Below are 22,977 nucleotides of genomic sequence, written 5' to 3'. Positions count from 1 at the left end.
AAAAGGTTCCTTGCCAATAGTATCGAACTGCAAATAAAAACTCAACAAAAAAATTTTTTAACTTTTAACCAAAGTAATTTTGCTTTCATAAGTTAGAAATGGTAAGCAAATGGGTAATTTATTCATGAAGATGGGTTTTCCCATAAATTAATAGCAAAACTTTATAGATTCGTATAACTTTTTCAATGACTAACACGTCTGATTTTATAGAAAAATAAATAAGGAAAGGAGCGTATCCATCAAAATGCCGGAACGCAGAAAAAAACGGGGCCCAATGATTGATTTCCTATTAATTGGCCTCATCATTACATTAACAACTATTATTTTAGTCATTATCCTATCAAAGGATGACTTTAAGTTTCAAAAAATTAGTGCCTCTAAAGAGACAACTTCAGATTCAATAAAGAGTAATCTATCCACAGAAAGCTCTGCGTTTCCAGGTATACGTATTGTATCAGATGTTTCCAACGACAAGCGAACTCCTTTTGCTATTCACTATCCAGAAACAGATAATAAAGCTTTTAATGATGCTGTATTACAGTACATAACGGAATCAAAAGAAAACTATCTGTCATCTATGAATGAAAATAAAGATAAAGAGGTAATGGGTGAGCTTAATATTAGTTTGGAAACTTTCCCATATCAAAAGCATTACTATTCCTTTGTGCTAACAAAAATGTTGTATACAGGCGGAGCCAACCCCGAGGTTTCAACAAAAACGTTCTTCATCAATCATGAAACTGGTGCACTAATTTCCATTGAAACATTGTTAAATAACGATAAAAACAACTTATCGGCATTAGCTACTCATGTACGTAATGACTTACAAAAAAACCTCAAGTTAAAGGATGAGCTTTTCAAGGAAGATTTAATTAAATCAACTGAACCGAAGTGGTCTAACTTCAACCGATTTGCTATCGTTGATGATTCGTTACAATTCTATTTTGATAAGTATGAGATTGCTAGCGGAACAGCTGGTTCTCCAATTGTGAAGCTTCCCCTATCACTTATCAATCCGTTGTTAGCCTCTGATTTCCAGATTGCTATGGAAAAACCGACGAAGCCAATTACTACAGGTGATCCAAACAAAAAACGTATTGCCTTAACCTTTGATGATGGCCCACATCCAAAGGTTACAGAACAGATTTTAAATACGCTCGATAAATATCATGCGAAAGCTACCTTCTTTATGCTTGGTAGTCGTGTACAATATTATCCTGATATCGCAAGAGACGTACTTGCACGAGGACATGAAATAGGTAATCATTCATGGAACCATCCTGTATTAACAAAACTGTCACTAGAGTCGGCAGTAAATCAATACACATCTACGGATGCGGAGATAGAGAAGGCCATTAATCAAAAGCCAACTGTATTTAGACCACCGTACGGAGCAACAAACGATGCTATTAACGCTCAAATTCCAATTCCTGTTGTTTTGTGGACGATTGATACATTAGATTGGAAACATCGCAATGCGCAACAGTTACTACCTAATGTCAAAAATAATTTACACAATAACGCCATTGTCTTAATGCATGATATTCATCAATCGACTGCTGATGGTCTTGATGCCGTACTTGCTTATTTACAAGGGCAAGGCTATGAATTCGTTACAGTATCAGAAATCCTTCCATATCGTCAAAAATAACCAAAGAAAAAGTCCAATAAACTCAAGATTGAGTTTATTGGACTTTTTTACAGAAAACCTATTGTGTCAATGAACTTCTGCAAAACAAGGGGGTGATTTCCGTTCCAGGCTACTCGCTTTCCTGTGGGCGAGCGTCGAGCCGCTTCCTCCGCTTGCGCTCCGTGCAGGGTCTCGTCTGTCTCGCTTTCCCACGGGAGTCGAGTAGCCTTCCACTCCAATCAGCAATAACGTAGTACTTTGATACATTTAACTTAATGTTAAAAGTGAAAGATATGCTACTCACCATAATCGATCAGAATAGACTTATAACAGAGAAAGCGATTGTACATCTGTTGTTGCTGACACTCCGCTTTCGCACAAAAAACAATTGTTGCTTATGAAAGAAAATATATGTTCTAAGTGAAAAGGTTGATTGGAATAAGGCTAGGCGATAAAACGTAAAAGTGTTCCGATAAAACTCAAAAGTTGGATAACATTTTGTAAAACGTATGTCATGTGGATATGTTGATTGGAGTGGAGGCTGGGCGACTCCTCGGGGATTAGCGAATAGAGGAACGAAGGCTAAAACCATCACGTCCTGTGATAACGCCTTCGTGACCAACATCGGTGCTGCTGCCGCTACGTTAGCACTACGCTTTCGCGCAAAAAACATCTGGTGGCCGGATACCCTGGAGCGAGCATCGCGAGTGAAGCGGCTCAGCGGACGCCCCCAGGAAAGCGCCCAGTCGGAACGGAAATCAACCTCTCGTTTTGCAGAATCATTGAGATAATAGGTTTTTAACACAAAAAAGTCCAATAAACCTTGAGTTTATTGGACTTTCTGCTTATTTAATTGTTAAGGTATCAAGTGGTTTGAAGTCTTTTAGTTGATAGCTCTTTACTTCATTGTTAGCTATTGTGTAAAGAGCGTCATCTATATAGACTACTCGTTGTACACGCTGCTCCCAATTTTCGTATTGATCGCCAGTGCTTTTATTAACAATATTTCCTTTTAGTACGATTCCTTTATTTGCAGTGATTTCATAGATTTGTGCGCCTTGACCCTTGTAGACGACTTCATCGCCCTTCCCTGCATCATAAAGGACAACTGGGAAACCAAAGTAATTGTATTCCTTATTGCGGAATAGAGCTTTAGGATTGTATTGAACTTCGGAGTACGAGCCTTTTCCGCCTATTTTTACTGTTGATTGTTCCTTTGGATTTTTGAAATCTGAAACATCAAACAATGACATTTTCATATTAGTTGTAACCGTAAAATTACGCTTTGAATACTCATCATAGCGTTGCTCGGTATCATAGCCAATACCGATTAAATGTGTATCATCTAATGGATGTAAATAGTTACTAAAGCCCGGAATCTTTAGCTCACCTAGAACAGTTGGCTTTTTCGGGTTTGCTACATCAATTACAAACAGTGGATCCACTTGTTTGAATGTTACTACATATGCTTTTTCGCCCATAAAGCGTGCAGAGTACACTTTTTCACCAGGAGCTAAATTTTTTACTGCACCGAGCTGTTGTAAGTTTTTATCTAAAATAAATAGGTGATTTCGTGATATTTGTTGTTCATCCCATGCATTTCCTTCAGTTGTAACGATGCGGAAATTTCCTTCATATTCATCCATTGAGTATTGATTTAACACGGATCCTTTTACTTCCGTAGTACCTACAAAGTTCATGGCAGTCCCATCAATATTCCATTTAAAAATTTGTGTATCAGTTGTTCTTGGCATCCAGATCATATCCATAACGCGACTAGTAGCAGGCACTGAATATCCATCATAAATTGGTGTTGTTAAATAAAGTGCATTCTCTGACATATAAAGTCCGCTACTACCACCTAAGTATCCCTTAGTATTCGCAGTTGTCTTTGCACCATTTTTTAAATCCAATGCTGTAATTAAGCTATATGTTCCATCCATTGTATTAGGTAAAATAGAAATTTTCTCTAGAGGTAAGCTCTTATATTCTTTCCCTTCTACACTATCAAATGTTTTCGGTTTTAAATCCACCGTTTTTTGCTCTCTAAGCATCCAGTAATTCGGATACATATTACCGATTAAATATAATGTGTCATTTGTAATTCGAATATCTTGTAAATACCCCTCTTGCCCCACTTCACGTATGAGCTTCGGATTCTTTGGGTTTGAAATATCATACAAAGTAGCTGTCGACATGCTTGTGCCTACTTTTTCTAAATATTTATCCCCAATTACTATTAATAAATTATCATATAATGCTAGCTTCGAAATATATTGTGACTCCTTCAGCTTGATTGTTGTCGCTAGCTTTAAATTTTTCGGATCTTTAGCATCCACTACAGTAATGCCATGATCTTTTACAGAATAAATAAAGCCATCTTTGACAACAACAATATCTCCTTCTTCCACTCCTTCAACTTGATTATTCGTTGTAGAGGAGTTGTCTGCACTCGCTTTGTCTTCGCTCTTTTCAATTTCTGCGGTTGCTTCATAGCCATGTTCTTTTCGTGAATTAGCTAATAGTGTTTTGAAATATTGTTGTAGTTCCTTTTCTGATTTTACAGCTTCAAGTTTTTCAATGATGGTAAACGCTATTACTTGCGATGTTGTTTTAGGTCCACCTAGTACAAACGCATCTTTATTCACATGTAATTTATAGCTTCCAGGTGCTAAATCGCTTACGAAAATTGTCTTTTTATCTTCTCCCAATTTTACTGCTGCTGTTACCTTTTGATCATTGCCATTTGTTACGTAAACATTATCTTCCGTTATTTTGCTTTCTTTTAGTGTCTTAGTAAAGGATACTTGCCAGCTATGAGTTGTCATACTCGCACCGGCAGTCTGTGCCTCTACTTTTGGGGCCGACATCAACATAAAAATCCCTGGCAAAATAGCTAGTATGGTAATGAGTAAAATTGCTATCCATTTATTTTTCATCAATTTACCTACCTTTCATAAATTTGTTTATTAATTAGACTACCAAAAAGCCAAAGAGTTACATTGTTCAGAATTTTTTTCTCATTAAAATAACGAGAGGAACTGAATCCCTCTCGTTACGTTAGTTACTGCTCTATTTACGTTATTGTACTTTTACTGTATATGTCCCGTTTTCATTATCAAATTTATAAATATATAAATAATACTTTCCTGGTTTCGCAGTAAATTTACCTTTTATAACATTTCCATCTTCCTGCCCATATGATGCGTAATTTTGCATATCAGACTCATGAAGAAGCACCCATGTCATGCCAATTTGATTTTCATTTACCACAGAAATATCTATTTCTTTTGGAGACGTAACATCGAATGTGTATACATCCGTATGATCACCATCCATCAAGCTACCTTTTAGGGGCATATTAAATGGAATGATATTCGCTTCTTCTGGATTATTATTTGGTTCAATATCTGTTTTTACTTCATTTTGTACATTTACTGTATATGTCCCGTTTTCATTATCAAATTTATAAATGTATAAATAATACTTTCCTGGTTCTGCAGTTAGTTTACCTTTTATATTATTTTCATCTTCCTGTCCATAGGATACGTAATTTTGCATATCAGACTCATGATAAAGCACCCATGTCATGCCAATTTGATTTTCATTTAAAACAGAAATATCTATTTCTTCTGGAGACGTAACATCGAATGTGTATACATCCGTATCATTCTTATCATTCAAACTGCCTTTTTGTGGAGTATTAAATGGAATGATATTCGCTTCTTCTGGATGATTATTCTCTGTTTGTGTTCCCTTCCGAACAGTTACAATTGCATGATCTTTACTTTCTATACCCTTATCATTTTTCACTGTTAATGTCACATTATATGTGCCTTCTTTTCCGTATACATGAGTAGGGTTTGCCTCTTCACTTGTTTGTCCATCACCAAAATCCCAAAGGTAAGAAACTATTTCTCCATTCGTATCTTTTGAACCATCGCTCTTGAACTGGATTTCTTCATTTTCGATTCCAGCATACGGACCATTTATATTTACAATAGGTGCTTGATGATCTCCTTCATCCGTCGCAACACCGTGGAAAACAATATCATATTCAAACTGGTTTGCTGCATTCACACGGTAGTTTACGAAATACGCTGTCACTGTTTTATAGCCGCTCCACTCTTTTTGCGACAGTTCCTCTAGTACTTGGTTCACTTGCTTACTCATCGTTTTCCAATCTTGAGATTCACCTTTTGTTTCACTACCTACATACGTACCTTCGAGTGTAAATGTATTAAAAAATTGAGACTTATGTTTTGTCATTTTTACATCTTTTACGTTTGCAACATCAGCAATTTCCTGCTCCACTTCGTTTAACGCTTTTGGTGTATGTTCCACTAAATAATCTTCTGATACTTGTGGCACCTCGTACTTATCTTGATTATCAATCAATTGCTGCATATAGGCTTCGTAGTCCGTATTCAGTTGTGGATCTTTACTTAAAGTGTCGCGATACGCATCATAGTTTTTCACATCGTTCGCACGAATTAAATCTTGAATTCTATCAAATGTATCAAATTGATGATTATACATATAAGACTGTAGTGCAAACGAATAGTTATAAAAATCCCATGATCCATATTTTGCAAACATTGTTTGTTCAGCTGTATAGCGTTGTGATGGATCATCTGCTAATCCACTAATAATACTCTTACGTGGAACAACATCATTTGTACGGGTTGATCCGGCAAAGAATTCTGCATTTCCTTCCTGGAACCATGTAAGTCGCTCATTTTGGTACATATCTCCTCTTCCGAATAGTCCAGGAACCTCGAATCTTGCTTGTAAATAATGAGTGAATTCATGGCGGAACAACTCTTCTAAACTATAAATACTTTGCTCTGGTGTACGTTCATATGTAAAGAACGTTCCAGTCTCTTCAATATAAATACCACCATTATTTGTTTCATATCCATACAATTGACGGTTTAATAGATATTGATCTGGAGAGTTATAAATGACAACTGTTAATACATCGTCAGGGTTACCTGGTTCTAATGGCTTATCATTACCAATTACACGGTGATATTGTGCTTTTACTTCTTTTGCAGCCCAGTATAATCTTTGAATTTTATCTTCTGTTACTTGATCTCCCGTCTTAAAGACAATCGATCCATTATCAAAAGAATATGTTTTCGGTAAATACTGCTTCTTACCCTCTTCACGCATTTTTTGTAAATCTACTGTATTTCCACTATAATCTTTTCCACCATAATTTGTAGTAAGTTGCTCTACCGCTACAAAATAGGCTTCACTTAAATATGGATACATATGCATCGCTTGTGTAACAACTTCTAAACCTTTATTCGGATTACTATGGAATTTTCCTAAACGCCCTGCATAATAAATGCCATTATTGATTAACCAACTATTGTCATCCGTCACATTATGTATAAGAGCAATGTTATTCACTTCATCTATGAAACTATCAATCTTTCCATACCATATCGACGTATTAGCTTCTTTACGTGCATCATTCAAATACGACTGCAAGTCAAAATCTATCCCATGCATCAAATCATATATAGCTTGTCCTTTTGAATACTCGCGTTCATATGTAGAGATATTTTCATTATACTGTTTTAAAATCTTCGTAGCATTTTGAACTGTTTCAGCATCACTAGAAGCATTACCTATTAATTTCCCATAGGCGGATACCACTTTATCTTGCTCATCTGTACCAAGTTTAAAGTTCGGATTATTAGCTATTTCCTTTAATGCTGGTAAACATCTATCATGAAAACTTCTCTCGTTTAAATAACCTAGTTCGTTATTATAAAATCCTACATAAAAAGCAGAACGCAATAGTTCAACAAATGTATCAATACCCTTTGAATCATCTTTCGTAAAAGAACTTCCTCTTTTCCCTAATTCATCGATAATAACTTGCATACGTTCTTTATTTTGATAGAAAGCTTTTGAGTCCTCATTGAATTGGAATAAGTCTGTAATTTGATCCCAGCGAATATTTCCTAGTGTATTAATTAACTCACTATCGTTCATCCTATTAAGCTCCGCCATCGAGTACTGTTGCTGCAATTGCTTCGTTTCAGCAAGTTTTATAGTTGGAGTTGGGTGTTCCGAAAAATCTCCCATTTCCAAACGTTTTTCAAATGATAATGTTTCATCAGCCTTTGTAGAATGTGTAACCTCATCATTCGAATTCACTATGCCAACAGGCTTCATCTGTAATACATTATAAGGCGTTTTTTCTGCTGCTGATGCCTCTGCTTGTAACGCTCCAAAAGAAAGTGCCATTGTACTTACTCCAATTAACACTTGATTGAGTTTTAACTTTTTCTTCATAACAAATCCTCCTATTGTACTATATTTATAACTTGATAATACGTTGATTATTTAGAACTATATTACCTTTTTAAAAATACCATATTATGAGAGTAAAGCAATATAAAATGTTATTTTATAACAATGTTTTCTTGTATAATTTGAACGCTAGGACACAATTGGAGTATAAAAATCAGTTCAATTGTCACAAAATGGAATATTTTACTGAAACATAAAAAAAGAACCCCGAATTCGGATTCTTTTTTATGTTTAATTTTTGATAAAACGCTTATTCTTCAATTGGCCATTTTGGTAGCATCTTCGTTAATGACTTATCTTGACGTTTTCCTAATACATAGTCAGCCTGCATAATTGTATGAATTTCACGTGTACCCTCATAGATAACTGGTGCTTTCGAGTTACGTAAATAACGAGCGACTGGATATTCATCCGAATAACCATATGCTCCATGAATTTGGACAGCATCATCCGCAGCTTTATTGGCAAAATCACAAGCCTGCCACTTTGCTAATGATGTCTCTCGTGTATTGCGTACACCTTTGTTTTTCAACTCTCCAACACGATATACAAGTAGGCGACTCATTTGATAGCCCGCTTCCATTTTGGCAATCATTTGCCCTACTAGTTGGTGCTCACCAATTGGTTTACCAAATGTTTCGCGTTCATGACAGTATTTCACACTCGCCTCGAGACACGCTTGAATAAGACCGACAGCACCTGCAGCTACTGTGAAACGACCATTATCTAACGCAGACATTGCAATTTTAAAGCCTTCTCCCTCTTCTCCAAGGCGATTCTCTACAGGTATACGTAGATTTTCAAAGAAGAGCTCGCCGGTATTACCAGCACGAATACCGTATTTACCTTTAATGGCCTTCGATGTAAAGCCTGGCATGGAACGCTCTACGATAAACGCACTAATGCCATGATGCTTCTTCGATTTATCAGTGTAGGCAAAAACGATAAAATGGTCAGCTATATCACATAAGGAAATCCATGTTTTCTGTCCATTTAAAACGTAAAAATCTCCATCCCTTACAGCGGTGGTAGACATTGCAGCTACATCTGATCCTGCTCCGGGCTCTGTTAAACCAAATGCCCCAATCCGAACTCCTTTTGCCTGTGGAACAAGATATTGCTGTTTTTGAGCCTCTGTTCCCCATTGCATTAAGGTCATGCTATTCAGACCTGTATGAACTGAAACAGCTGTGCGAAACGCTGTATCTCCACGTTCAAGTTCTTCACAAACGATGGCAAGTGCATTGTAATCCATACCACTACCACCGTATTGTTCTGGTACACAAACACCCATTAAGCCTAGCTCAGCAAGCCTTGACCAAATCTTCGGATTGAAGCCACCCTCAGCATCCCACTTCGCAATATGTGGAATAATCTCGGCATCCACAAACTGTCGCACTGTTTTACGTAACATTTCCTGCTCAGTGGTAAATTCGAAATTCATGACCAAGCACCTACCATTTCACAATCATTGCAGATGTATGAGATGTCTCCTTAATGACAACACCACGTCTTGCCATCTCTTCAATATAAGTATCGCCCGGTACAACTGATTCAGGTGCAAATACACCGCGCTCTGTAATTTTATTTTCTCCAATCATTTGAGCAACGACAGAAATTGTATTTGCTGTTGCACGAGCCATAGCCGTTTCATTAATCGTCATATCTTTACGCACGACCATTTCGTATTCATAAGTCACTTGTTGTTGCGCTTTTTCACCGGCTACAATTACGCGCAGTAGCACTGCATCTGGTTTTGTACCAAGTTCAAGCTTCTTTTTAAGTGCCTCACGTACAACTGGACGCACAGAAACCTCCTGATCTTCTACCTCTACCTTATTACTAGCATCGAGGAATCCTAAATCTGCTAATAGCTTAAATTTCTCTGCATGTCCTTTATAACGAATCGTTTTATATTCTAATGTTTGGACATTTGGGAATGTCTTATCCAACGTCGATATACCGCCAGATGTATAAAATGCCTCAAGCACACCAAAATCTTTGAAATAAATAGGTTCGACGCCTGATAACGATGGAACTTCTTGAAGTTTACCTTTTAGAATCACTTTTGATGGCTCTGTGTAATGATCAAAGACACCATCTAGAGAAAATACGCGTGTGTAGTGAAGAGGTGGTTTCGGCTCTGTAGGAATACCGCCTACAAATAGTTTAATAGATTCTACCTCATCTAATTTCGAAGCACCGTAACCCGCTAAAATGTTGACCATACCTGGAGCAACACCCAAGTCCGGAATAATGGTTACACCTTTTGCCTTTGCCTCTTCGTCAAGATCTAATATTTTTTCAGTTACACCGCCAATATGACCACCTAAATCCACAGAATGGACACCAGCTGCGATTGCCGCTCTTGCTACACGCTCATTAAAGGAATAGAATAATGCATTAACGACTACATTACCTTTTGAAATAACTTCCATTAACGAGTCATCGCGCTCAGCATGAAGCTCCACAACCTCAATCTTATCTGTATTTAACGAGTCCACAAAGTTCTGCGCTAAACTCACGTCTATATCCCCTAAAATTACACGCTCCACTTTGCTATTTTTTATTAAATCACGAGCTACCTCTTTCCCCATTAAACCTGCACCTAATACAACAACTTTCATCAAGAACATCCCCTTTCATTGATCTGTTATTCTGTATCGATTTGTGCTCTTTGTAATTTACCGCTATAGTCTACATAAATACTTTTCCATTCTGTATAGACATCTAAAGCAGCTACACCCGAGTCACGGTGACCGTTCCCCGTGCCTTTTGTGCCACCAAATGGCAAATGGATTTCAGCACCTGTTGTGCCAGCATTCACATAAACAATACCTGTATCTAAATCTCGTTGTGCGCGGAAAATCGTATTAACATCTTGTGAGAAAATTGAACTGGATAAGCCAAATTTCACGCCATTATTTACTTCGATTGCTTCATCCAAACTTGCTACTTCAATTAGAGAAACGACCGGACCAAAAATTTCTTCCTGTGCAATAATCATGTCAGGCTTTACGTGGGTAAATAGTGTAGGCTCATAATAAAACCCTTTATCATAAGGAGGCTCAGATAAGATTCTACCTCCAGCTAACAACGTCGCCCCCTCTTGTTTGCCGATTTGCACATATTGATTAATCTTTTCTAATGCGGCTTTGTTAATCACAGGTCCGATTTTCACACCGTCACCCAGGCCGTCCCCAATTGTTAGTTTTTGCATTTCGTCTAATAGACGTTTTTCTAGTTCTTCTCTTACATCTTTATGCACAATCACGCGACTGCATGCTGTACATCTTTGACCAGCAGTGCCAAATGCACTCCATAAAATGCCTTCAGTGGCTAGCTGTAAATCAGCATCATCCATAACGATGACTGCATTTTTTCCACCCATCTCTAATGAAATCTTTTTCAGGTGTTTACCGCCTAGCTCTGCTACCTTACTTCCTGTTGTTGTAGAGCCGGTAAATGAAATGACCTTTACATCTGGATGTTCAATCAATGCTGTTCCAACTGTTGGCCCCGTACCAAATACGATGTTTGCCACTCCACCCGGTAAGCCAACCTCTTCAAAAATTTTGCCCATCTCATACGCCATCATTGGCGTCTCATTCGACGGCTTCCAAATGAACGTATTGCCAGCAACTATTGCGGGGAATGACTTCCAAGTAGCAATGGCTACAGGGAAATTCCACGGAGTTATTAAACCTACAACGCCAATTGGTGCCCGTACACTCATAGCAAATTTATTGGCCAGCTCTGACGGTGTTGTCTCCCCAAATAACCGTCGCCCTTCACCAGCCATATAATAGGCCATGTCTATCCCTTCCTGTACTTCACCTCGAGCTTCTTCAATAACCTTCCCCATCTCTTTTGTTAAAACGGTCGCTAAATGCTCCTTCTTCTCTTTCATTTTTTGACCGATGGCATATAAATAGTCGGCACGTTTAGGCGCAGGTACTAATGCCCAGTTTTTTTGTGCCTGTTTTGCAACCGCTACCGCTTCATCTACCTCGCTTTCGGTAGATAGCGGTATTGTAGCTAGCTGCTCCCCATTAGCAGGGTTGGTCACTACTATACTTTGTAAATGCGAATGTGTTACCCATTCACCGCCGATATAGTTTTTAATTTCCACTACATACACCCCCCTGAACTATCTATGGTGCCTCTGCCTCATTGCTACCAATCGCATTGCTTTCAGACAGATATCATCTATTACTCTATAGTATATAGAATTAGATATGTCAAAATTCCGAATTTTTAATATATAGAGATCTGAAGAGTATGCTTTTGGATCAATAACATCGGTGACAATCGTCAGAGGCTTTATTTTCCTTTAGCTGAGCATTGATGTCAGTTACGGATGAAAGTCTTTTGTGAGTAATCAATTATGCCTCGGCATAATTGCGTCGGAGGCTTTAACTTCTTTCAGTGGATGTTTGACACCCTATAAAAGAAGTTAAAACAATCACAAAATTCCAGCTAGGCGAAAATAAAAAAAATACCCATTATAGTTTTTTATATTCGACATTTACTAGCTTATTCCCTTTTTTTCTAAAATAATTAATTATGCATTGAAACTAAATTAACTTATAATCGTATACATTAACAAAACTATTTTTCGGAGGAATCCTTTATGAATAATCACGAAATTGACTACAAATTATATGGCGATGATATGCAATACGTGCAAGTTGAGCTTGACCCTCAAGAAACAGTAGTAGCTGAAGCTGGAGCATTAATGATGATGGATGATTCTATCCATCTGGAAACTATCTTTGGCGATGGTTCAAGAGGAAGCCAAGAAAGTGGTATTATGGGTAAATTATTTGGAGCTGGAAAACGTCTAATTACGGGCGAAAGTTTATTCATGACGACATTTACGAACGTTGGTTCAGGTAAACGTCATGTGTATTTTGCTTCTCCATACCCTGGTAAGATTATTCCAATGGATTTAAGTCAATTAAACGGAAAGATTATTTGTCAAAAAGATGCATTTTTAGCTGCTGCAAAAGGTGTTTCAATCGGTGTTGAATTCCAGAAAAAAATCGGTGTTGGCTTCTTCGGTGGTGAAGGCTTCATTATGCAAAAGCTTGAAGGAGACGGCATGGCTTTTGTACACGCAAGTGGAGCTATTCATGAAAAGACTCTACAACCTGGCGAAGTATTACGTGTTGATACAGGCTGTTTAGTAGCTATGACATCTGATGTGGATTACAATATCGAAATGGTTGGGGGCGTAAAAACTGCATTATTTGGCGGCGAAGGTATCTTCTTCGCTACTTTAAAGGGTCCGGGTAAAGTATGGATTCAATCATTACCATTTAGCCGATTAGCAAGCCGCGTCTTTGCTGCAGCACCAATTTCTCAAGGCGGTGGCGGTCAATCAAGAGGCGAAGGTGGTATTGGCGGTTTATTTGATATGTTTAATAAATAATCGATGCTATTTATTAAAGGAGCACATCTTATTACGATGTGCTCCTTTAAGCTTGTCGATAAATATAATGTGTATCAATAAATGCGCTTTCTACGTTCCTCACGAGCGAAGCCTCTGCGTCGCATTCCTACTTCTGTTAACTCTAGGTGTCATTAATCTATTCGGTTCGTTACAGCCTTGCCCTGCCCATATGCGGTAAGCTCTTTAACGTTCAGCATCAGCATAGCAGTTCTAGTTTGAAGCGAGGCACTACCGATATGCGGAAGTGCTACAACATTTGGAAGTGTCAACAATGGGTGATCCAACGCAATAGGCTCTTGTTCAAAGACATCTAGCCCCGCTGCCCACAGTTTACCATTTTTCAACGTATCATATAGTGCATTCTCATCTATAATGCCACCACGTGATGCATTAATTAATACCGCGTCATCCTTCATCAAAGCAAGTTTCTCTGCTCCAATAAGTCCTACCGTATCATTGTTAAAAGGTGTCATTATAACAACAAAATCCGATTGTTTTAAAAGATCCTCCAACGATACATATTGAAAGCCATACATTTCTTCTGCCTCATGGCGACGTCTACGATTGTTGTATAAAATTTTCATATCAAAACCTTTTGCTCGTCTTGCCACAGCTTGGCCAATACGTCCCATACCAATAATTCCTATAGTAGATCCTGAAACATCTTTACCTACTAATTGCATTGGATACCAACTTTTCCATTTACCCTCACGCAAATATCGTTCGCTTTCTGGAATTCTTCGAGCAGTCGCAAGCAATAATCCCCATACTAAATCTGCAGTCGTATTTGTTAAAACTCCTGGAGTATTAGTCGCCATTATTCCACGCTTACGCAAAACTTTGACATCAATATTATTATATCCAACTGCTAAATTTGTCACGAGTTTTAGATTGGGTGCATGTAATAATAACTCTTCATCGACTTGGTCAGCAATCGTTACCCACAGTACCTCACAATCGGCTACAGCTGCCAATAGTTTTTCCCGTGGTATAACAATTTCCTCCTCCTCCCATTGATTGATATCATAATACTCTTTCAACGGCTCAACTATATGCGCTGGGAACTTTCGAGTAATAAATAATTTCTTTTTCATATTCCGAACACCCCTCAATTCAATTCGCCTATAGCGTAACACTTAGAACGCTCATTTTCTAGGGATTTCTTATCTTTACGTGTGTGATAGCTATTCCTTTCTATCACTCTACAAACTTCATCCGTCTATTTGCTGTTTTATCCTCTAAATAAACGATTTTGTCCTATTTATAAAAAAACTGGCTAGTCTCATAACGTGTGGTTGATTTCCGTTCCGACTGGGCGCTTTGTAGCTGTCGCTACATGAAAACATTTGTCGCTGACGCTTCGCTTTCGCACAGAAAACATCCGCTTCGCTGCAGAGTCTCNATCTTTACGTGTGTGATAGCTATTCCTTTCTATCACTCTACAAACTTCATCCGTCTATTTGCTGTTTTATCCTCTAAATAAACGATTTTGTCCTATTTATAAAAAAACTGGCTAGTCTCATAACGTGTGGTTGATTTCCGTTCCGACTGGGCGCTTTGTAGCTGTCGCTACATGAAAACATTTGTCGCTGACGCTTCGCTTTCGCACAGAAAACATCCGCTTCGCTGCAGAGTCTCGGGCCAACAGATGTCTTTTGCGCGAAAGCGTAGTGCTAACGAAGCGTCAGCAGCACGATGTTGGTCACGAAGGCATTATCACAGGACGTGATGGTTTTAGCCTTTGTTCCTCTACCGCTAATCCCCAAGGAGTCGCCCAGTCTCCACTCCAATCAACTTATCCTCATTAAACACCTTTAAACAAAATATCACCCTTAACTTTAGGTGATACAAAAAAACTATGCATAAGCTTTATGCATAGTCGTTAGAAGTCTCTGATTGTTGTATCTAATCGATTGGCGACTTGTTTTAATTCCTCGGAAGATTCTCCAATAGATTCTATAATTTCTGCCAGTTCCGTTATTTTTAGTCCGACATTTTGGAAGTTAGAGATAGAACCGTTTACTGAGCCAGATATTGCATCGAACGCTTTTAAAGACTCTTCGTTTTGCTCAATACTATTATTCACCAGTTCTTGAATCTCGTGAATTGCTAGTACAACTTGTTCTGTTATTCCATTAGACATAGTTATGAGATCCGCAATTTGTTCAACCGAATTTTTCGTCTGGTCTGCAAGCTTACGAACTTCACTCGCCACGACCGCAAAGCCTTTTCCATGTTCTCCTGCACGTGCAGCCTCAATAGCTGAATTTAACGCAAGTAAATTTGTTTGACCAGAAATACTTTTTACTATTTCAATAACAGCATTAATTTTAGAGGAAGAATGATCTAATTGCTCCACCATACCCGACATTTCAATTGTCTTATGATGAATTTTCCCTGTTTGCTCATTTATTGATATTATTTTAGAATAGCCTTCAGACGATACCTCTTGCATTGTTTTTGCCTCATCGATACTTTCCTTCAAGTATTCATTCACTTCCTTGGCGTTATAAACAAGTTCGGTTACTGTTTCATTGGTACTATGAGATTGAGTCTCTAGCTGCGTAGAAATACCACCTATAATTTCCTTAACATGTGCTCGAACACTATCCTGTTGCTTCTCCATTAAGGTATTTGCATAATTATCATATTCCTCTAAGACAATCTGTTGTTCGATATTACACATTTTACTAATAGCTTCACAAAACTTTTCTTCTTCATCCCTCGTTAATTGAAGATTATAAACAATCTTTCTTAAAAATTTCTCAAGGTTTTGAAAGGCTGCTAAATACCACTTAGGATACAAGTTAATCTTCACATGCATTTTTGCTACTCGCCTTCTCTTCTCCAAAAACGCATCGTCTATACGCCCTTCGAACATTTCTATAATATGATGGCGTAATGTTTGGCGTAATCGCTCACTAGAGCTATATTTTTCAATAACCTCAAGTAAGGCTGGCACACTTTCAATCGCATGGTAAAATGCTGCCACTACCTCTTCAACATTTCGTTCAATATACGGTTTTAAACTTCTTATTAACTGCAAATCTTCTCTAGTTAAGTTTACTAGATTTAACTGTAGTAAACGTTCCTGATCTTGAATCATAACCCCTACATTTGATTCATCACTAATTTCAATTGTATTTTTCTTTGGCCTATTTTTAATTAGAAACAATTTCTCCACCTCACTGTGTCTGAGTCTATTCTGCCGAATATAATCCGAAAACAAAAAACTCTCTGAATTTATTATAAGTTCTTTACAACTGTAATGACAATATATAGGTAAAAAATATCTTTTTTTGGGAATAAGCAATAATCTATCATACTTTCGAACAATACTTATTAACCACGTAATTCTCCCTAAAATAAGGTCAAAGCAAAAAAAGCCACTCTTTCTTAATAGAAGAGTGACTTTTTTTTACATAAAGATAATAACAGCTAGTACCGCAGCTAGTACTAAACGATAAATAGCAAATGGCATTAATTTCACTTTTGAAATAAGTGCTAAGAAGAATTTAATTGATAGTAATGCAAAGATAAATGAACTAATGAAGCCCACTACATAGAATCCAAAATAATCCATAGATAACGTATCCCAGTTTTTCAGTACAGATACTAAACTAGCACCCGCCATAATCGGTACTGCCATAATGAAAGTAAAATCTGCCGCCACGCGGTGACTCATGCCAAATAGTACACCGCCAGATATTGTTGCACCTGAACGGGAGAACCCTGGCCAAAGTGATAAACATTGTACTAACCCTACTTTAAATGCTAAACCATAAGAAATTTTATCTAGAGAATCCACTTTTGGTCTTTTCGGTGCTAATTTATCTGCAGCAATCATTAAAAGTGCTCCAGCTACTAAAGCATAAATAACATGCTCTACTTTAAATAAATGATCATCGATAAAATCTTTAAACGCAAAACCTAATACAACTGCTGGTAACATGCCCACAATAACATGCATTAAGTTGAAGTGACCTTTCACCGATTTCGATTGGCCATCAATTTTATATAGTCCAACTAAATTTAACATTCGTTTCCACATCACAACGACTACGGCTAAAATGGAGCCTAGCTGTACAACGATTTTAAATGTATTGGCGGGATACTTCCCTAAAAACTCTTCTGTCTTTAGCCACATATCGTCTACAATAATCATATGACCTGTCGACGAAACTGGTGCAAACTCTGTCATTCCTTCGACAAAGCCTAAAATCAGCGCCTTTAATAATTCAATGATATCCACGTTTTCACCTTACCTTTTGTTAATTAAATACAAATATATTATAAAATATACACTTACTTATTCATATACTGTGGCTATAGTATTCTGATATGAGTAATAAGATCATCACCATAATACAGGGGTTATTTTGAGCCCCATGCCTAATTTATCTACTAACGAAAATTTATATCTACAACCCATAATTCAGAACGGCTGCCTATTCGCATTGGAGGACCCCAAAAGCCGAAACCTGATGAAACTAGTGTATGCATTTTCTCCTTCATCTTATAACCATAATCGAGTTCAAATACACGAGCTGTTATATACTGATTGGGCCATAATTGACCTTTATGTGTATGACCTGACATATGGAAGTCTACACCCATTTTTGCAGGCGTACTTAAATCATTTGGGGTATGATTCATGACAAACCAAGGCAAGTCATCTGTTGTCTTCAATGCATCTAGTTGCTTTCTATCCTTGTTTGTAATATCCTCTTGCCCTGTTAATACTAACACATTATCGATTCTAATAGTTTCATCACACAAAACTTTTACATTAGAATTTTCCATTTCTTCAACAAATTCAGGAATTCTCTTGCCGTAATACTCGTGATTACCCAGTACACCATACACTCCATATGTAGATGTTAATTGTTTCATTACATCTGCCATTCCCTCTTTAACAAACCATTTAGGGTCGTCATCTACAATATCACCAACTAAAAAGACGACATCCGGCTTTGCTTCATTCGATAAAGTAACAAAACGCTGTAAGTGTTTTTTATTTGATAGCACACCTAAATGAAAATCTGATGCAACTACAACTTTCATCGATTCTAGCTCACTACTCTTTTTATCCATCGTTATTTCTAAATGACGGACAACAGGTGAATATGCTAAATAGGTACCCACAATACTTAGTACAAATAACATAGCAACTGCTACACTACCAATTATTTGTACACTTTTAAAAGGACTTAGCCAAATAATCAAGTGTGCTGCCAAGCAAAGCATTAATCCGTATTCAAAAATAAACATCCAATAATTATGGATTATTGAAAACATTCGTAAAGACTCATGCAATCTACTAATAATAATACTAAATGCAATGATATACAGTACTAACCAATATAAAATTGGAAATCGGAACCAGCCCATTGCCACAAGCCACTGTCTCAATCCCCATCCTAAGTAGAAAGTTAATGCACTATATATACTTATTAAAAGAATTCCACCGATTACTTTAGGCATTTCAGTTCCCTACTTTCATATAGTCTTAGTTGATTATAGCATTATACTTAACATTTACATTTGCATTAAGTATTTCCTATAGAAAGTAAGTACGAAAAGATAACCAATCAGCTCGCCCGTTATCTCAAGTGTACATATTCTTTGGCATTTAATCGTATGATTTACATGACAATCTAATTAGGAAAGTGACAATATCGTAATCTAGGGGATTACACGGAGTCGTTACAACACCTATGGACCAAGAACGCTCATCGCTTACGAAATTAAACCTATGTTATATAAGATCCCCTTAACAAACCAATCTAATTATAAGACTATGTAAAAAATCTACGAATAATATACTTTAATTTTTCTGAATATTTAAGTAACATTATAATTGCAAGATAAAATTTACGCATATACGAGGGAAAAAAGGGGTGTTGTTCATATGACAAGATATAAATTCGAATCAACAGAGCATGAGTTATTTCGTAAAACCTTACGTAAGTTTTTAGCAGAAGAAGCTGAGCCACACTATTCACAATGGGAGAAAGATCATCTTATTCCACTTGAGTTTTGGCGTAAGCTTGGAGAAATGGGGTATCTATGCCCTCAAGTAGAAGAGCAATACGGCGGTCTCGGACTCGATTTTAGTTTTGGCGTTATTATTCAAGAAGAGCTTGAGCGTGTAGGTTCGAGCCTTATCGGTGTTGGTCTGCATAACGATATTGTGGTCCCTTATATTGAGGCATACGGCTCAAATGAGCAAAAATCACGCTGGCTACCGAAATGCGTTACAGGCGAAAATATTACAGCAATTGCTATGACAGAGCCAGGGACAGGTTCAGATTTGGCAAATATCCGAACAACTGCTATTCGTGATGGCGATCACTATATCGTCAACGGACAAAAAACATTTATTACAAATGGTATTCATACAAATTTAGCGGTAGTTGCTGTAAAAACAAATCCTCAGGCAGAAAAAAAACATCGTGGCATTAGTCTCCTTGTCATTGAGGACGGGACACCAGGCTTCACGAAAGGTCGTAAGCTCGAAAAAGTTGGCATGCACGCGCAGGACACAGCCGAGCTATTTTTTGAGGATTGTCGCGTACCTGTAGAGAATCTCCTAGGCGAAGAAGGTAAAGGCTTTATCTATATGATGGAAAAGCTACAGCAAGAGCGTTTAGCAGTAGCCATCGCCGCACAATCGGCTGCTGAGGATATGCTTGCTTTAACAATTGATTATGTAAAATCCCGCGCAGCTTTTGGAAAGTCAATAAGTGACTTCCAAAATACGCAATTTAAAATAGCTGAAATGGCGACAAAAATTGAACTTGGCAAATCATTTTTGGAGTCTTTAATTGAGGAACATATCGCAGGAAATGATGTTGTGACAAAAGTTTCGATGGCAAAATACTGGATAACGGAAAATGCACGTGAGCTTGCTGTCCAGTGTATGCAGTTACACGGTGGCTACGGTTATATGGAGGAATACAAGATTGCTAGAAGATATCGAGATATTCCTGTCATGTCCATTTATGCAGGTACCAATGAAGTCATGAAAGTGATTATTGCCAAGAATTTAGGCTTATAACTAATAAAGTATGGCTCTTCGGTACAACGAGTGGCCAAAGTGACGGTATGAAGAGCCGGAACGACGGAAGAAAGTACCGAAGTGACGGATAGAAGTGCCTAAGCAACGGAAGAAAGTACCGAAATGACGGATAGAACCGTCAAAAATCGTGGATAAAACAGCAAAAGTCGTGGTTGGTCCCACTAAAGCGACCGGATAAAGTGCCAAAATGACAGATTGAAATTCACAACATTCAAAAGGAATTCCTCACATATTCAACATAAAGAAAACAGCGGCAAAATGTTTACCGCTGTTCTTTGTCTATGCTGCTGGAATTCGAACGATTACCTTAAATAAATCTCCATCTATTTCTATACTCATACGAGCACCATGCAAATCTACAATGGATTGTGCAATGGCTAAGCCTAACCCTGAGCCTTCTGTATGGCGCGATGCATCTGCTCGCTTAAAGCGTTCAAATAACTCATCGGCATTCTCGCTAATCTCATATTTCGCAACATTCTTCACCGTGAATTCAGCATCACCTTCTGCCGTACGCTTCAATGTTACATAAACACGTGTGCCTTCTAATGCATATTTCAATACATTAACAATTAAATTATCGATCAGTCTCCACCATTTTTGTCCATCCACATACGCGTAGATTGGCTCATGTGGTTTTGTCATACGTAAATCTAAATGAGCCTGGGCTAAATCCTCCTCATGCTCCCCTACTGCCTGCTGTACAAGCTGGGTTAAATCAACACGAGTACGATGAAGCTCCATATTACCACTCGCCATTTTAGACACTTCAAAAAGATCCTCAATTAGTAATTTTAGACGTTCTGATTTTTTATCAAGGATATGAATGTATTGCTTACGCTCTTCCTCTGTAATATCAGGATTTTTCATTAAATCTGTATACGTAATAATGGATGTTAACGGCGTGCGTAAGTCGTGACTAACATTCGTAATAAGCTCTGTTTTTAAACGTTCACTTTTTGCCTGTTCATGCATAGACGTACGTACGCCTTCTCTTAAATGATTAAGATTTTCTGCATGTCCTGCGAGTGGTGATTTGCCCTTTACTTTGACATCACGGTTTAAACGCCCTTCTGCCATGTCTTTTGTATCCTTCATAATTCGGTTTAAATAGCCCATTTTAGAAAGGAAGAGAATCATGGCTGGCATACCGATCATTGCGCAGACGCCCAATACTAGAACGGGGAATCCCCCACCTCCTAACATTGAAGCTACAAGGCTTCCACCACCGAAAAACGCTGCCCCAATCATCACAAAGGAATGTAATGCAATGGAACGATTTATAAATAAATCTGTAATGGATTCACCTAGGGACCATAAATAACTAGCTTTTAAATTCTCCTCTATTTTCTGTGCTGTATTCACCCGATTATACAACCAAATTAGCTGTACAAAGAACAGCATAGCAATAACAATCAAAGCACCTATTTTAAACAACCAATCCATTGAATAACGTACATAATTATAATAAAAAACATTTACAATCGATTTATAGACAGTATCAGATGCTCCCATATACATGAATGCAGTTATTAATAATAATCCAATTGGGTAATCAATTTTCATTTTTTCAAGAGCTTCTTTTCCCTTTAAACTTTGTACCATCTGCAGTACTTCTTTACGCTCTTTCCATGCAAAAATAGCTGCCACAATACTCGTTAACCATATAAAGAAGAAGATGTATTGACTAGTTGTAAAATTGTTATAGCCTTCCATATTGTCTACTGCTTGCGCTGATTTTTTTGAGATGGTTATAATACCTGTGTAATCAGAAGTTTCCCTTAAATTTTCTGTATCAAAGTTGAGATCAGTTTGATAAAAAATGTGGTTTAAATTATCACTAATATTCCAAGTAGATAATGGATGTTGCCCAGTATATTCTATTTGGAACGCATTTCTATCCAAAACATTACCCGAACTAAATTTTTCGCCTGTTTCAGTGTTCGTTAATTCATAAGACCATTTATTATTATTTTTCACAAACTTCTTTGCTTCTTCTTGTGCTGCTTTTATATATTTATCAACAAGTTCTTCCTTTTGAGTCTGAATTTTTTTACGGACATGCTCATCATCCCCAAAATTAGTCGTAATATCTTTAATTTTGGCATCTCGCTCTTTCTCGAGCTTTGTTTTTAACTCCGTTGCATTTACATTAGTAGCTTCTTGAATGCGCTCCGCATATTGAGCTTTAATATTATCTACCTGTACTCCTAATGTTCCATAGCGATTACGATGTTCTTCAATTTCACTTTGTGTCACCGCAATTTTACTTTTTAAATCCTCAGTCGTCGGTAAATTTAATACTAATGGTCCTAATTCTGACTGGAAATTATCTAGTTCGTGCTGGAAATTTTCAGATTGAAAATACGACTTTCCTATATATTGATACCCAACTTTTGAGAACGTAAAAATACCGAATATTACCCAGATTAAACAGATAAGAGCGAGAAGAGGTTTCCAATTTTTCAACATACTTTTAAC

At 37.4% G+C, this 22,977-nt stretch carries 12 protein-coding genes and 2 pseudogenes; 3 read left to right on the top strand and 11 right to left on the bottom strand.

Annotated elements, in window-relative coordinates; all coding sequences use genetic code 11:
- Positions 1–244: 244 nt before the first annotated feature.
- Complete coding sequence (locus tag ACZ11_RS14815) at positions 245–1,651, top strand: polysaccharide deacetylase family protein (RefSeq protein WP_049667323.1); 1,407 nt, start codon at positions 245–247, stop codon at positions 1,649–1,651.
- 824 nt (positions 1,652–2,475) lie between these two features.
- Here the strand turns inward: ACZ11_RS14815 and ACZ11_RS14810 are convergent.
- From ACZ11_RS14810 to ACZ11_RS14790, 6 genes and pseudogenes are all read right to left on the bottom strand, one after another.
- The gene (locus tag ACZ11_RS14810) at positions 2,476–4,569 is read right to left on the bottom strand and encodes a beta-propeller domain-containing protein (RefSeq protein WP_049667322.1); all 2,094 of its coding nucleotides are present in this window, start codon (positions 4,567–4,569) and stop codon (positions 2,476–2,478) included.
- 142 nt (positions 4,570–4,711) lie between these two features.
- Positions 4,712–5,044, bottom strand: a pseudogene (locus ACZ11_RS27615) (PPC domain-containing protein); the annotation flags it as partial.
- 12 nt (positions 5,045–5,056) lie between these two features.
- Positions 5,057–7,942: pseudogene (locus ACZ11_RS14805) on the bottom strand (collagenase); the annotation flags it as partial.
- Between the two features lie 268 nt (positions 7,943–8,210).
- Entirely contained in the window at positions 8,211–9,404 is a 1,194-nt protein-coding gene (locus ACZ11_RS14800) for an acyl-CoA dehydrogenase family protein (RefSeq protein WP_049667320.1), read from the bottom strand.
- A gap of 10 nt (positions 9,405–9,414) precedes the next feature.
- Entirely contained in the window at positions 9,415–10,587 is a 1,173-nt protein-coding gene (locus tag ACZ11_RS14795) for a saccharopine dehydrogenase family protein (RefSeq protein WP_049667319.1), read from the bottom strand.
- A gap of 26 nt (positions 10,588–10,613) precedes the next feature.
- On the bottom strand, positions 10,614–12,092 hold the full coding sequence (locus ACZ11_RS14790) for an aldehyde dehydrogenase family protein (RefSeq protein ID WP_049667318.1): 1,479 nt from the start codon (positions 12,090–12,092) through the stop codon (positions 10,614–10,616).
- A gap of 501 nt (positions 12,093–12,593) precedes the next feature.
- Here ACZ11_RS14790 and ACZ11_RS14785 point away from each other — a divergent pair.
- Complete coding sequence (locus ACZ11_RS14785; RefSeq protein WP_049667317.1) at positions 12,594–13,394, top strand: TIGR00266 family protein; 801 nt, start codon at positions 12,594–12,596, stop codon at positions 13,392–13,394.
- A gap of 152 nt (positions 13,395–13,546) precedes the next feature.
- Here ACZ11_RS14785 and ACZ11_RS14780 read toward each other — a convergent pair whose 3' ends face one another.
- From ACZ11_RS14780 to ACZ11_RS14765, 4 genes are all read right to left on the bottom strand, one after another.
- Positions 13,547–14,509: a 2-hydroxyacid dehydrogenase gene (locus tag ACZ11_RS14780; RefSeq protein WP_049667316.1), complete on the bottom strand. Its 963-nt coding sequence runs from the start codon at positions 14,507–14,509 to the stop codon at positions 13,547–13,549.
- A gap of 788 nt (positions 14,510–15,297) precedes the next feature.
- Positions 15,298–16,599: a globin-coupled sensor protein gene (locus ACZ11_RS14775; RefSeq protein ID WP_236690881.1), complete on the bottom strand. Its 1,302-nt coding sequence runs from the start codon at positions 16,597–16,599 to the stop codon at positions 15,298–15,300.
- A gap of 234 nt (positions 16,600–16,833) precedes the next feature.
- Positions 16,834–17,667, bottom strand: coding sequence for an undecaprenyl-diphosphate phosphatase (locus ACZ11_RS14770; RefSeq protein WP_049667314.1), 834 nt, complete (start codon positions 17,665–17,667; stop codon positions 16,834–16,836).
- A gap of 152 nt (positions 17,668–17,819) precedes the next feature.
- Entirely contained in the window at positions 17,820–18,899 is a 1,080-nt protein-coding gene (locus ACZ11_RS14765) for a metallophosphoesterase (protein ID WP_049667313.1), read from the bottom strand.
- Positions 18,900–19,326: 427 nt separating this feature from the next.
- On the opposite strand from ACZ11_RS14765, the gene ACZ11_RS14760 reads away from it, so the two are divergent.
- Positions 19,327–20,475, top strand: coding sequence for an acyl-CoA dehydrogenase family protein (locus ACZ11_RS14760; RefSeq protein WP_049667312.1), 1,149 nt, complete (start codon positions 19,327–19,329; stop codon positions 20,473–20,475).
- 300 nt (positions 20,476–20,775) lie between these two features.
- Here ACZ11_RS14760 and ACZ11_RS14755 read toward each other — a convergent pair whose 3' ends face one another.
- A complete protein-coding gene (locus tag ACZ11_RS14755) occupies positions 20,776–22,968 on the bottom strand; it encodes a sensor histidine kinase (RefSeq protein WP_049667311.1) in 2,193 nt (730 codons plus the stop codon).
- Between the last annotated feature and the right edge of the window lie 9 nt (positions 22,969–22,977).

Origin of the sequence: Lysinibacillus xylanilyticus, from assembly GCF_001183605.1 — a bacterium.
Classification (GTDB): domain Bacteria; phylum Bacillota; class Bacilli; order Bacillales_A; family Planococcaceae; genus Lysinibacillus; species Lysinibacillus xylanilyticus.
The sequence above is the reverse complement of the archived record's forward strand: the minus strand, read 5'-3'. Positions and strand labels throughout refer to the sequence as shown.